We start from the raw sequence: 12587 nt of genomic DNA, 5'->3' as shown, positions 1-12587 counted from the left end.
CGCATCAACCAAATGAGGTAATGTTTGGCAATATGATGAATATTCACTCAGGGATCACGACGGAGCCTCATGCATCAGACAACCCACATAGATCTGCCGGAAGCGCAGCGGCAGCAGCGTGAAATTACCCGCTTGTGCATTCAGTGCGCTTTGCTGTTGCTGCAGCACGGCGCCGAGAGCACGGTGGTTGAGCAGTTATCGACCCGTTTGGGGATAGCGCTGGGGATGGACAGCGTTGAAAGTTCAATCTCGGCCAATGCGGTAGTGCTGACGACCATCAGCAACGGTGAGTGTCTGACTACTACGCGCAAGAACGTCGATCGCGGTATCAATATGCAGATGGTGACGGAGGTGCAGCACATCGTTATTTTGGCGGAGCATCGGCTGGCGGATGTGCATGACGTTGCCCGGCGCTTCGACAAGATCCGCCCGTTGCGTTATCCACGCTGGCTGGTGGTATTGATGGTGGCGCTGTCATGCGGTTGTTTCAGCGTGCTGAACGGGGGCGATCAAAAGGCCTTTGCCGTCACCTTTATTGCCAGCGGTCTGGCGATGACGGTGCGTCAGGTGCTGACCGCACGCCACATGAATCCCTTGATCAACTTTTGCCTGACGGCCTTTGTCGCGACCTCGGTTTCCGGGCTGCTGCTGCGGCTGCCGGTGTTTAACGAAACTTCCACCGTGGCGATGGCCGCCAGCGTATTGCTGTTGGTACCCGGTTTCCCACTGATTAACGCCGTGGCCGACATGTTCAAGGGCCACGTCAATACCGGGCTGGCGCGCTGGGCGATGGCCAGCCTGCTGACGCTGGCCACCTGTATCGGCGTGGTGATGGCGATGTCGCTTTGGGATCTGCGGGGGTGGTCATGAGTCTGCTCTGGGCCTTATTGCAAGATATGCTGCTGGCGGCGGTGCCGGCGTTGGGCTTCGCCATGGTGTTCAACGTGCCGCTGCGCGCTCTGCGCTATTGTGCGCTGTTGGGGGCGATTGGCCACGGCTCCCGCATGCTGATGATGCATGTGGGGATGAACATTGAATGGTCATCGCTGCTGGCGGCGATCCTGATTGGCATCATCGGTATTTATTGGTCGCGCTGGCTGCTGGCGCATCCGAAGGTGTTTACCGTGGCGGCAGTGATCCCGATGTTCCCCGGTATCTCCGCCTATACCGCGATGATCAGCGTGGTGGAGATTTCGCATCTGGGTTACAGCGAGGCGTTGATGGCCACCATGATGACCAACTTCCTCAAGGCCTGCTTTATCGTGGGGGCATTATCGATTGGGCTGTCATTGCCTGGGCTGTGGTTATACCGCAAACGTCCTGGCGTTTAAGGAGCATGGGCCAAAAATTGTTGGGTATTAGATATACTGATAAGAGCTATCTTATATATTCATATTGCTTGATTAGCCTATCGACGACCGTTGGGGCTTTACGTATAGTGTGAGCAATTTTGCTGCCTACACAGGGTTTAACAATGATTATCAGCCTGATCGCTGCCTTGGCGGCGGATCGCGTTATTGGCATGGAAAACGCCATGCCTTGGCACCTGCCGGCGGACCTCGCGTGGTTTAAACGTAACACGCTGAATAAACCGGTTATTATGGGCCGTAAAACCTTCGAGTCTATTGGTCGCCCATTACCGGGCCGCCATAACATCGTTTTAAGCAGCCGTCCTGGCACTGACGCCGGGGTGACCTGGGCGACTTCGCTGGACGAAGCGCTGGCCGCAGCCGGTGATGTGGAAGAAGTGATGGTGATGGGCGGCGGGCGTATTTATACCCAGTTCCTGGCACGCGCTAACCGTATGTACCTGACGCATATCGATGCCGAAGTCGGCGGTGACACCCATTTCCCAGACTATGAGCCGGACGAATGGGAAACCTCGTTCAGCGAGTTCCACGATGCCGACGAGTTGAATTCTCACAGCTATTGCTTCGAGATCCTGGAACGCCGTTAATGGCCGGTGATTAACCCTATCCTTCTGAGGGCGCAAGTGATTGCGCCCTTTGTCTTTTTACGCCCGGCCTCTCCCTGACTTTTCTTTGTAACATTTTCGTCACACTTCCTGATTAGTATGAAGCCCAACTCTGAGCGCCCCGGCAACTCTGGTGAATCTCGATCGTGGCGCCATATTAAAAAGGAAATAAACCCATGACGACCAAAATTGAGCAATTAGATGCCGATCGCCTGACCGATCCCACTCGCCGTAAACTGTTGCTGGGCAGCGCCGGTGCCGTTGGCCTGGCCGGTTTCCTCGGCGGCGGTATTTGGACGGTTTCCGCTCAGGCTCTGGCGGAAGATTTGCCACCGAACAAGCTGCTGGGCTTTAAAGGGATTGCCGCTTCCACCGCCGATGAGGTGGCGATCGCGCCAGGCTATCGCGCCGAGGTGCTGATCTCCTGGGGTGAGCCGCTGGTTGAGGGGGCTGCCGCTTTCGACCCGCAGGGCAACAACAGTGCCGCCGATCAGGAAAAGCAATTCGGCGATAATAATGACGGCATGAGCTTCTTCCCGATTGATGACAATCACGGCGTGATGGCCATCAACAACGAATACGTCAACGAACAATACCTGTTTGCCCACGGCGGCAGCAAAGCCACCAGTCTTGAAGACGTACGCAAATCACAGGCTGCCCATGGCGTTTCTATTGTAGCGGTACGCCGTGTGGGTGATAGCCAACGCTGGGAAGTCGAGCGACCATCGCGTTACAACCGCCGGATCACCGCCAACACCGAGATGGAGTTCAGTGGCCCGGCGGCCGGGCACGCGCTGCTGCAAACGGCGGCGGATCCTAGCGGTGGCAAGGTTTTGGGTACTTTCGGCAACTGCGCCAACGGGAAAACCCCTTGGGGCACTTACCTGACCTGCGAAGAGAATTTCGATACCTATTTCGGCACTCAGCAGGCCGACTACAAGACCACGGCGGATCAAAAACGCTATACGTTGAAAGTCAGCGAACCTGAGCGTAACTGGCCGGATTACGACGAGCGCTTTGACGTGGCGGAGAACCCTAATGAATTCAATCGACATGGCTGGATCGTCGAAATCGACCCGATGAATCCTGCCTCAACGCCAATCAAGCATACCGCGCTGGGCCGCTTCAAACATGAAAATGCGGCGGTAACCGTTGCCAAGGATGGTCGCCTAGTGGTCTATATGGGTGACGATGAGCGTGGTGAGCACATCTATAAATACGTCTCCAAAGGCGTGGTTGACGTGGCTAACCCGGCCAATAACCGCAGCCTGCTGGATGAAGGCACTTTATATGTGGCGCAGTTTGACGGGGACGCCGGCGGCACACCGCTGAAAGGTACCGGGCGCTGGATAGCGCTGGAGTTCGGTAAAAATGGCCTGACGCCGGAAAATGGCTTCCGCGATGAGGCGGAAGTGCTGATCTTCGCCCGCAAGGCTGCGGCGCAGGTGGGGGCGACCAAAATGGACCGGCCGGAATGGATCGCCGTCAACCCGCATGATGGGCGCGCCTACTGCACGCTGACCAACAACAGCAAACGGGGTGAAGAAGGCATGCCGTTGAATGCCGCTAACCCGCGTCCGAACAATGTCTACGGCCAGATTATCCGTTGGGATGAAGGCGGTGATGCCACGGCGGCGGCGTTCAACTGGGATATTTACGCGCTGTGCGGTAACCCGATTGCCCATCCGGAAGGCGTGAATCGCGGCACGCCAAATATCACGGCCGACAATACTTTCAACAGTCCGGACGGTCTGGGCTTTGATAAGACCGGTCGCCTGTGGATCCTCACCGACGGTAAATACAGCAACAAGGGCGACTATGCCGGGCAGGGCAATAACCAAATGCTGGTGGGCGATCCGCAAAGCGGCGAAATCCGCCGCTTTATGGTCGGGCCAAAGTCATGCGAATTGACCGGCATTACCTTTACCCCCGATTACAAGACGATGTTCGTCAACGTACAGCACCCGGGTGAAGAAGGTGATTCTCATTTCCCGAACAATAGCCCGCGTCCGCGTTCATCCGTATTGATGATTACGCGTGAAGACGGTGGAGTGATTGGGGCTTAAGAAGAAAACAGCGGGGCGGCATTGACCGCCCCGGCTGGATTATGACGCGGCCTGTTGATGAACGCTGTCGGACAGATCGCTGCGGTGGGCCGGTTGGGTAAAGTACTGCCGATCTTCCCAGCGCAACATGGTCAGATCGCCCCCCCAGCAACAGCCGGTGTCCAGGCCAATAACGCCTGCCGGCGTGCCTTTGCCTTCCAGTGATGCCCAATGACCGAAAACAATGGTGTAATCGGCATCAACCAATCGTGGCAATTCAAACCAGGGTTTCAGCGGAGCAGGCGCGGTGCCTGGCGCGTCTTTGCAGATCATATCTAGCTGGCCGTTCGGGAAGCAGTAACGCATGCGCGTCAGGGCATTGGTGCTGAAACGCAGACGCGCCAACCCGCTCAGTTCCGGACTCCAGTTGTTCGGCATGTCACCGTACATGGCGTCGAGGAACAGCGGATAGCTGTCGCTGCTCAATACGGCTTCCACTTCGCGGGCGCAAATTTGCGCGGTTTCAATGTCCCACTGCGGCGTGATGCCGGCATGTGCCATCACCAGCTTGAGTTGCTCATCGACCTGCAGCACCGGTTGGCGGCGCAGCCAGTTGATCAGCTCATCGGCATCCGGGGCTTCCAGCAGCGGCGTGATGCGATCTTTGGGCTTATTGCGGCTGATGCCGGCGTAAACGGCCAGCAGATGCAGATCGTGATTGCCCAGCACCATGCGGACTGCCGGCCCGAGCGAACGCACGTAGCGCAGCACGTCCAGCGAACCGGGGCCACGCGCCACCAGATCGCCGGTCAGCCACAGCTGGTCATGCTGGGGATCGAAGGCAACCTGGGCCAATAGCGACTTGAGTTCATCAAAACAGCCATGAACGTCGCCGATAAGATATGTCGACATAATCAGTGAATCAGCGTTGGAATGGCTAAGCGGAACACGGGAATAGCGGTCTGGAACGGCTGACCCTGATGATCAACCATTTCGTAATGGCCTTCCATGGTACCCAACGGCGTTTCAAGAATGGCGCCGCTGGTGTATTGGAATTCGCCCCCGGGCGGAATGAGCGGCTGCTCGCCGACCACGCCTTCGCCCTGAACTTCGGTTTGACGGCCATTGCTGTTGGTGATCAACCAGTAACGGCCGAGCAGCTGCACGTTGAAACGCCCCAAATTGCGAATGGTGATGGTATAAGCGAAGACGTAACGTTCTTCCTCAGGTATCGACTGTGATTCCACATAGACACTTTGTACCTGAATACATACGCGAGGCGAATCAATCATGATCACTACTCCTTATTGCTGCGGCGCGGGATTGGCTGAAAGCCAGTTAGCCAGCTTACAGTATTGCGCCACAGAAATATTTTCTGCTCTAAGTACCGGATCGATACCCAATTCCGTCAGTTGCTCCGGAGTGAACAAATCCCCCAGGCTATTGCGGACAGTTTTCCGGCGCTGGTTGAACGCCTGAGTCGTAATGCGGCTCAGCATGCGCACGTCACCCACCGGATTTGGATTTACCTTGTGCGGTACCAGACGTACCACTGCGGAATCCACTTTCGGCGCCGGAGTGAACGAAGCTGGTGGCACTTCCAGCACCGGAATAACGTTGCAGTAGTACTGCGCCATCACGGTTAAGCGCCCGTAGGCTTTGCTGTTAGGGCCGGCAACCAGGCGGTTGACCACCTCTTTTTGCAACATAAAGTGCATGTCGCGAATGGCCTGAGTATAGCTGAAAAGGTGGAACATCAGCGGCGTCGAGATGTTGTACGGCAGGTTGCCAAATACGCGCAGCGGTTGGCCTGCCTGCTCGGCCATTTCGGCAAAGTTCACCGTCATGGCATCTTGCTGGTGAATGGTCAGTTTGTCTTTCAGCTGCGGATGGTTTGCCAGACGAGCCGCCAGATCGCGGTCGAGCTCAATCACCGTCATGCGGTCCATGCGTGCGCCGACCGGCTCGGTCAGTGCGCCCAGGCCGGGACCGATTTCCACCACGGCTTCACCCGGCATCGGGTGAATGGCGGAAACAATGCTATCGATGACAAACTGATCGGTTAAAAAGTTCTGTCCAAAGCGTTTGCGGGCAAAGTGCCCTTGGTGGACTTTATTATTCATTACAATTAATTATCATTTTAATGGCGAGATTCAAGGCCGTTTTGAAACTGCCGGCATCGGCGGTGCCGGTGCCGGCCAGTTCCAGAGCGGTACCGTGGTCGACCGAGGTACGGATAAAAGGCAAACCGAGGGTAATGTTTACCGCCCGGCCGAACCCTTGGTATTTTAGCACCGGCAGACCCTGATCGTGATACATCGCCAGCACCGCATCTGCATGTTGCAGATACTTGGGCTGGAACAGGGTGTCCGCCGGCAGCGGGCCGATCAGATGAATACCTTCAGTACGCAGCGCGTCTAGCGCCGGGATGATGGTATCTATCTCTTCGCGTCCCATATGGCCGCCTTCTCCCGCATGCGGGTTCAGTCCGCAAACATATATCTGCGGCTGGGCGATGCCAAATTTGGTTTTCAGATCATTGTCGAGAATGCGGATGACTTCAAACAGGCTTTGGCGAGTGATGGCACCAGGCACCGCCAGCAAAGGCAGGTGGGTGGTTGCCAGCGCCACGCGCAGCTCTTCGGTCGCCAACATCATCACCACGCGCTCGCAACCGCTGCGATCGGCAAAGAATTCGGTATGACCGATGAAGGGCACTCCGGCGTCGTTGATCACGCTCTTGTTCACCGGGCCGGTGATCAGCGCAGCGAACTCGCCGTTTAGGCAACCGTCGCAGGCGCGCGCCAGCGTTTCCACCACGTAAGCGCTGTTACCCACATTCAGCTCACCGGCCACCACTGGATGAGCCGTCGTAACCGGCAACACCGTCAACGTACCCGCACGCTGTGGCTGAGCGGGGTGCTGTGGCTGATAGGTGCGCAGCTGTAGCGGCAGGTTCAACTGTCGGGCGCGTTCAAGCAACAAGGCCGGATCCGCGCACACCACCAGTTCAACAGGCCAATCCTGTTGCGCCAGCGCTGCCACTAAATCCGGCCCAACCCCGGCAGGCTCGCCGGGGGTGATTACGATACGATTATTGTTGTGCATTACCGTCAAGGATCTTCACGTAAGCCTGAGCACGTTGTTCCTGCATCCAGGTCTGCGCTTCTTCAGCAAACTTGCGGTTGAACAACATGCGGTAAGCGCGATCTTTTTGCGCCGCATCGGTTTTGTCCACCTGACGCGTATCCAGCAGCTGGATCAGGTGCCAGCCGAAGGAAGAGTGCACCGGTTGGCTGACTTCGCCTTTGCTCAGCTTCATCAACGCGTCTCGGAAGGCCGGATCGTAGATGTCTGGAGAAGCCCAACCCAGATCGCCGCCCTGCAGTGCAGAACCCGGATCCTGAGAAAGCTGTTTGGCTTCGTCAGCAAACTTGGCGCGACCGCTCTTGATAGCTTCGGCTACCGCCTGCAGTTTGGCGCGCGCCTGATCGTCGGTCAGCACTACGGAAGGTTTCAGCAGAATATGGCGAGCATGAACTTCGGTAACCGACACAGACTGGTTGGCGCCGCGGATATCATTCACTTTCAGGATGTGGAAGCCTACGCCGGAACGGATTGGCCCAACCACTTCGCCTTTTTTGGCGTTAACCAGTCTTTCAGCGAACAGGGTAGGGATCTCCTGCAGCTTGCCCCAGCCCATGTTGCCGCCTTTCAGCGCCTGGGAATCGGCAGAGTAGGAGATCGCCAGCTTGCCGAAGTCGGCACCGCCGTTGATTTCGCCCATCAGCTTTTTAGCTAGGGCTTCAGCATCGTCAACCTGCGCCTGCGACGGGTTTTCCGGCAGAGGGATCAGGATGTGGCTGATGTTCATTTCGGTGTCGCTGCCGTTCTGAGCGCCAACCTGGGTAGCCAGTGAGTCTACTTCCTGAGGCAGGATGGTGACGCGGCGGCGAACTTCGTTGTTGCGCACTTCACTGATCAGCATTTCTTTGCGGATCTGTGAACGGTAAGTGTTGTAGTTCAGGCCTTCATACGCCAGACGACTGCGCATCTGATCGATGCTCATTTTGTTCTGCGCGGCGATGTTGCCGATGGCTTTGTCCAGATCGGCATCGGAGACGTTAATCCCCATTTTCTTGGCCATCTGCAGCTGGATGTTATCCATAATCAGACGTTCAAGGATCTGGTGACGCAGGGTCTTGTCATCCGGCAATTGCTGACCGGCCTGCTGCGCATTGAGCTTCACCGACTGCAACAGGGTGTTTACGTCGCTCTCAAGTACCACGCCGTTATCCACGACGGCGGCGACTTTATCCACTTCTTGGGGTGCTGCGAACGCGGTATTGGCACAAACCACCAATCCGAGAATAAGCGTTCTCCAGTTCTTCATACTTTTCCCATTCTGTAATCCGCAAATGCGGGTGAAAGTTCTCGTTTTCAAAGTGTTACAAAGTATCAAAATGCACGCTGGTAAGGCAGTATGCCGGAACGCAACATTTCCGCGGAGCCCAGACTGTGATCGCTGCTCAGGCCACGCAGTTCGATGTTGAATGAAACTTTGTTGTCATAAACGCTGGTATTGTTGCTGTTGTTCCAGTCGGTGATCTTGCGCTCATAGCCCAAGGTCACTGCCCAGCAGCAGGTGTTGTACTTCAGACCGAGCAACTGATCGGCGGACTGTTGGGCACGGGTGTCGTAGTAATAAGCCCCCACGACGGCCCAGCGATCGGCGATTGGCCAACTGCCGGTGACGCCCACCTGCGAAATACCGTCCTGATAAGCCGGCACCTGCCTGGTGTTCAGTGCGGTTTCAATATACTCCGGCGTAGCGTAACGGTAGTTCAACTGCAATACGCGCTCGGAATCCTGGCGGTATTCCACCACGGCATTACCCAATGAGACGCTATTGAGACGCGTATCATACTGCAGGCCGCCACGCAGGCCCCAACGATCGTCAATCTTCCAATAGGTGTCGCCGGCCCAGGCCAGGCTGCCGGTGTCGTCATTGTTGTCGTAATTCGTCGTCTTATCGCCGGTCCGGGAACGGCTGAAGTAGTAGATTTGACCCACGGAAACGTTAAAACGTTCAACCAGCGCGTCATCATAAATGCGCGAGGTCAAACCGGTCGATACGCGGTTCTGTGAGGCAATGCGATCCAGGCCGCTGTAGGTGCGGTCGCGGAACAAGCCGGAGTAGTCGGTTTGCAGCAGCGTGGTGTCGTAGGTGTAGATGTTGCTTTGGTCGCGATAAGGGACATACAGGTACTGTACGCGTGGTTCGAGGGTCTGGGTATAGCCCTCGGACCAGTTCATTGGGCGATCGAACACCATCTTGCCGTCGACCTTGAACTGCGGCAACACGCGGTTGACCGAATCTTCGAGATCGGGGGCATCGCTGCCGGTACGGTTCTTGTAGTTGTTGGTGAAACCGTCAGGAATATCCTGCTGGTAATGGGTCGCCAGCAGCTTGGCTTCGGTATTGATACTGCCCCAGCCGTTGGTCAACGGCAGGCTCAGCGTCGGTTCCATATGCAGACGGGTGGCGTCCGGGCTATACGGGTTGACGCTGATAAACTTGGCGGCCTGGCCATAAATGCGGAAATCGAACGGGCCAAGATCCTCTTTATAGTAGTTCAGGTCGAGCTGCGGCTGAACTTTGTAGGAGTCTGAGCTGCTGCGATCGGTATCGTCGTAGATCTGGAACTGTTTGGAGCTTAAGGTCGCGTCCCAGTTATCAATGGCGTAGCCGACGCTGAATTTCTGCGTCGCATAACCGTCGGTGGTCGAACCGTATTTGGAATCCAGATCGGTAAAGTATTTGGAGTCGCTGACCTTGGTGTAGTCGACATTGAAACGCCACACCTGATCCATCACGCCGTTGTGATTCCAGTAGAACAACCAACGCTTACTGTCGTCAGGATTGTCCTTGCTGTATTCCTTGTCGTCCGGCAACCAATCGAACTCCATCAGGCCCAGCCCCGGCTGCACCAGATAACGGAATTCGTTCTGTAACTGCAGACCACGTTTGGACATGTAATGCGGGGTGATAGTGGCGTCGAAGTTCGGCGCAATGTTCCAGTAATACGGCAGCATGAACTCAAAGCCATTGCTGCTGCCATATTTTGCGTTCGGGATCAGGAAACCGGAACGGCGCTTATCACCGACCGGCAATTGCAGGTACGGGCTGTAGAATACCGGTACGCCGCCAATTTTGAAGCGGGCGTTCCAGATTTCAGCGACCTGCTCTTCGCGGTCGTGGATCACTTCGGAACCGACTACGCTCCAACTGTTATCGCCCGGCAAACAGGAGGTAAAGGTCCCGTTTTCCAAAATGGTGTAACGGTTGGCGCCGCGCATCTTCATTTTGTCAGCGTCGCCACGTCCCTGACGGCCTACCATTTGGTAGTCGCCTTCATAGACGTCGGTATCTTTATTATTCAGGTTCGACCAGGCTTTCGGGCCTTTCAGCTTGATCTGGTTGTCGCTGTAGTGCACGTCACCCGTTGCGGTCACGGTGCGAACCGGTTCGGTTTGCCCCGCGTCCTGCGTCTGGTTCAATTCCACCTGTTTGGCGGTCAGGGTGCTGTTGCCTTGTTCAATATTCACGTTACCGGTGAACAGCGCGCTTTTCGGATAGTCCGCGCGGGAGTCATCAGCGTGAATGGTGACGGGCAGGCTGTTAGGATCGCCGCTGACCAGCGGTTTGTCATAAACAGGAACGCCAAGCATACATTGCTCGGCCAGGTCAGCCAGCGCGTGCTGACTGTAGAGTGCCGTCCAAATCAGTGTGGCCAGCAGTGTTGGGAAACTTTTTTTCATACGCGGTTTTGGTGTTCCGTCATCAGAGGCGTCATGTCCGGCAAACGGTCAGAGACTATATCACTCATCTGCGTTGCGCTAGTGTTAAATCCGGCCGTTTACTTGCGTCGTCGATAGGCGCAAAGATAAATGACAGGTATGATAATCCAAATCCTGAGAAAAATCGCCTTAACCCTTACCTAAGACGGAAGGGCGCAGTCGGCTTTCGGCATGATAATTGAGGAGTATATGCAGTATTGGGGAAAACTGCTCGGGGTCATCGTGGCCATTTGGGCTGGCGCGGGATTCTGGGGTGTAGTTTTGGGGCTGATTGTCGGTCATATGATCGACTCTGCGCGCAGCAACAAGCGCAGCCGGGGCTTTTTTACCGACCAGCAAACGCGGCAAACGCTGTTTTTCCGCACCACTTTTCAGGTGATGGGCCACCTGACCAAATCAAAAGGGCGCGTTACCGAGGCGGATATTCAGATCGCCAGCCTGTTTATGGATCGTTTGCAGCTGCACGGGGAAGCCCGTACCGCGGCGCAGCAGGCGTTTCGTGAAGGCAAACAGAGTCAGTTCCCGCTGAGAGAAACGCTGCAGCAGTTCCGCAGCATCTGCTTTGGCCGTTTTGACCTGATTAGGATGTTTCTGGAAATTCAGATCCAGGCGGCGTTTGCCGACGGGTCACTTCATCCTAACGAGCGTCAGGTACTGTATGTGATAGCCGAAGAGCTGGGCATTTCGCGTGCGCAGTTCGATCAGTTCCTCAGCATGATGGAGGGCGGACGCCAGTTTGGCGGTGGTCAGCAGGGCGGTTATTCGCAAGGCGGTTACCAACAGGCGCAACGCGGGCCCACGCTGGAGGACGCCTGCAAGGTATTGGGTGTCAGCAGCAGCGACGACGCGACTACCATCAAGCGTGCTTACCGCAAGCTGATGAGCGAGCACCATCCGGATAAGCTGGTGGCGAAAGGTTTGCCGCCGCAAATGATGGAAATGGCCAAGCAGAAAGCGCAGGAAATTCAGGCAGCTTATGACCTGATCAAACGCGAGAAAGGCTTTAAGTAAAAGAGGTGAGGGCTCGGTATTCGCTGAGCCCCTCTTTATATCAGTCAGAAGTCGGGCTCGGCACGAAAGTGCATCGGCGTCTGGAAAGCCGGATGGGTAATGCGCAGCTCTTGTGCATGCAGCTGTAAACGCGGCGCCATGGCTTTGGCTTCTGGCGTGGCATAGAAACCGTCACCGAGGATCGGGTGACCCAGCGCCAGCATATGCACGCGCAGCTGGTGCGAACGGCCAGTGATTGGCATGAGTTTGACCCGCGTGCTGCCGTCGGCGTCGCGTGACAACACCAGATACTCGGTTTGCGCCGCTTTGCCGGTCTCGAAACACACTTTCTGCAGTGGCCGATTCGGCCAGTCGCAAATCAGCGGCAAATCCACCAGGCCTTCATCCTGCGCCAAATGCCCCCATACGCGGGCGATATAGGACTTCTTCGGCTCACGCTCACGGAACTGGCGCTTCAGTTCACGTTCGGCCGCCTTGTTCAGCGCCACCACAATCACCCCACTGGTGGCCATATCCAGACGATGCACCGATTCGGCAGCCGGAAAGTCTGCCTGAATACGCGTCATCAGGCTGTCTTTGTTTTCCGGCGCTCGTCCCGGCACCGACAGCAGGCCACTTGGCTTGTTGACCACGATAATGTGCTCATCCTGATACAGGATATGCATCGGGCCCTGCGGGGGATTGTAGGGTTCCAT

Annotated in this window: 12 protein-coding genes; 5 read left to right on the top strand and 7 right to left on the bottom strand. The window is 56.3% G+C overall.

Features of this window, described 5'->3' with window-relative positions; genetic code table 11:
* Positions 1-69 precede the first annotated feature (69 nt).
* From H5P17_RS00155 to H5P17_RS00140, 4 genes are all read left to right on the top strand, one after another.
* On the top strand, positions 70-870 hold the full coding sequence (locus H5P17_RS00155; RefSeq protein WP_044554143.1) for a threonine/serine exporter ThrE family protein: 801 nt from the start codon (positions 70-72) through the stop codon (positions 868-870).
* Positions 867-1331, top strand: coding sequence for a threonine/serine exporter (locus H5P17_RS00150; RefSeq protein WP_020825172.1), 465 nt, complete (start codon positions 867-869; stop codon positions 1329-1331). The genes H5P17_RS00155 and H5P17_RS00150 overlap by 4 nt, the downstream gene beginning before the upstream one ends.
* Before the next feature lie 143 nt (positions 1332-1474).
* Positions 1475-1957 (top strand): type 3 dihydrofolate reductase, encoded by a 483-nt coding sequence (gene folA, locus H5P17_RS00145; protein WP_020825173.1) that lies wholly within the window; start codon positions 1475-1477, stop codon positions 1955-1957.
* 194 nt (positions 1958-2151) lie between these two features.
* Positions 2152-4041 carry a PhoX family phosphatase gene (locus H5P17_RS00140; protein WP_182820662.1) on the top strand — a complete coding sequence of 630 codons (1890 nt, stop codon included), beginning with the start codon at positions 2152-2154 and terminating at the stop codon, positions 4039-4041.
* A gap of 39 nt (positions 4042-4080) precedes the next feature.
* Here the strand turns inward: H5P17_RS00140 and apaH are convergent, their stop codons facing one another.
* The 6 genes from apaH to lptD all read right to left on the bottom strand — a co-directional run bounded on the left by apaH (position 4081) and on the right by lptD (position 10842).
* Positions 4081-4932, bottom strand: a complete 852-nt coding sequence (apaH, locus tag H5P17_RS00135) for a bis(5'-nucleosyl)-tetraphosphatase (symmetrical) ApaH (RefSeq protein WP_044554145.1) — start codon at positions 4930-4932, stop codon at positions 4081-4083.
* 2 nt (positions 4933-4934) lie between these two features.
* Complete coding sequence (gene apaG / locus H5P17_RS00130; protein ID WP_012005174.1) at positions 4935-5312, bottom strand: Co2+/Mg2+ efflux protein ApaG; 378 nt, start codon at positions 5310-5312, stop codon at positions 4935-4937.
* Positions 5313-5324: 12 nt separating this feature from the next.
* Positions 5325-6143 carry a 16S rRNA (adenine(1518)-N(6)/adenine(1519)-N(6))-dimethyltransferase RsmA gene (gene rsmA / locus H5P17_RS00125; protein WP_044554146.1) on the bottom strand — a complete coding sequence of 273 codons (819 nt, stop codon included), beginning with the start codon at positions 6141-6143 and terminating at the stop codon, positions 5325-5327.
* Entirely contained in the window at positions 6136-7128 is a 993-nt protein-coding gene (gene pdxA / locus H5P17_RS00120) for a 4-hydroxythreonine-4-phosphate dehydrogenase PdxA (RefSeq protein ID WP_182820660.1), read from the bottom strand. The genes rsmA and pdxA overlap by 8 nt, the downstream gene beginning before the upstream one ends.
* Positions 7115-8413 (bottom strand): peptidylprolyl isomerase SurA, encoded by a 1299-nt coding sequence (gene surA, locus H5P17_RS00115; protein ID WP_182820658.1) that lies wholly within the window; start codon positions 8411-8413, stop codon positions 7115-7117. The genes pdxA and surA overlap by 14 nt, the downstream gene beginning before the upstream one ends.
* Positions 8414-8478: 65 nt before the next feature.
* Positions 8479-10842 (bottom strand): LPS assembly protein LptD, encoded by a 2364-nt coding sequence (lptD, locus tag H5P17_RS00110; protein ID WP_182820656.1) that lies wholly within the window; start codon positions 10840-10842, stop codon positions 8479-8481.
* Between the two features lie 228 nt (positions 10843-11070).
* On the opposite strand from lptD, the gene djlA reads away from it, so the two are divergent.
* Positions 11071-11892, top strand: a complete 822-nt coding sequence (gene djlA / locus H5P17_RS00105; protein ID WP_020825180.1) for a co-chaperone DjlA — start codon at positions 11071-11073, stop codon at positions 11890-11892.
* Between the two features lie 44 nt (positions 11893-11936).
* On the opposite strand, the gene rluA is transcribed toward djlA, so the two are convergent.
* On the bottom strand, positions 11937-12587 hold the full coding sequence (rluA, locus tag H5P17_RS00100; RefSeq protein WP_044554150.1) for a bifunctional tRNA pseudouridine(32) synthase/23S rRNA pseudouridine(746) synthase RluA: 651 nt from the start codon (positions 12585-12587) through the stop codon (positions 11937-11939).

It is taken from the genome of Serratia sp. OS31, from assembly GCF_014164835.1.
Lineage (GTDB): Bacteria > Pseudomonadota > Gammaproteobacteria > Enterobacterales > Enterobacteriaceae > Serratia > Serratia liquefaciens_A.
This window is presented reverse-complemented; position numbering and strand designations above follow the sequence as displayed.

Excerpts from the sequence above, each read along its gene's own strand:
- surA (WP_182820658.1), bottom strand. The coding sequence starts at position 8,413 with ATGAAGAACTGGAGAACGCTTATTCTCGGATTGGTGGTTTGTGCCAAT.
- H5P17_RS00150 (WP_020825172.1), top strand. The coding sequence starts at position 867 with ATGAGTCTGCTCTGGGCCTTATTGCAAGATATGCTGCTGGCGGCGGTG.
- djlA (WP_020825180.1), top strand. The coding sequence starts at position 11,071 with ATGCAGTATTGGGGAAAACTGCTCGGGGTCATCGTGGCCATTTGGGCT.
- rluA (WP_044554150.1), bottom strand. The coding sequence starts at position 12,587 with ATGGAACCCTACAATCCCCCGCAGGGCCCGATGCATATCCTGTATCAG.
- apaH (WP_044554145.1), bottom strand. The coding sequence starts at position 4,932 with ATGTCGACATATCTTATCGGCGACGTTCATGGCTGTTTTGATGAACTC.
- folA (WP_020825173.1), top strand. The coding sequence starts at position 1,475 with ATGATTATCAGCCTGATCGCTGCCTTGGCGGCGGATCGCGTTATTGGC.
- apaG (WP_012005174.1), bottom strand. The coding sequence starts at position 5,312 with ATGATTGATTCGCCTCGCGTATGTATTCAGGTACAAAGTGTCTATGTG.
- H5P17_RS00155 (WP_044554143.1), top strand. The coding sequence starts at position 70 with ATGCATCAGACAACCCACATAGATCTGCCGGAAGCGCAGCGGCAGCAG.
- lptD (WP_182820656.1), bottom strand. The coding sequence starts at position 10,842 with ATGAAAAAAAGTTTCCCAACACTGCTGGCCACACTGATTTGGACGGCA.
- H5P17_RS00140 (WP_182820662.1), top strand. The coding sequence starts at position 2,152 with ATGACGACCAAAATTGAGCAATTAGATGCCGATCGCCTGACCGATCCC.
- rsmA (WP_044554146.1), bottom strand. The coding sequence starts at position 6,143 with ATGAATAATAAAGTCCACCAAGGGCACTTTGCCCGCAAACGCTTTGGA.
- pdxA (WP_182820660.1), bottom strand. The coding sequence starts at position 7,128 with ATGCACAACAATAATCGTATCGTAATCACCCCCGGCGAGCCTGCCGGG.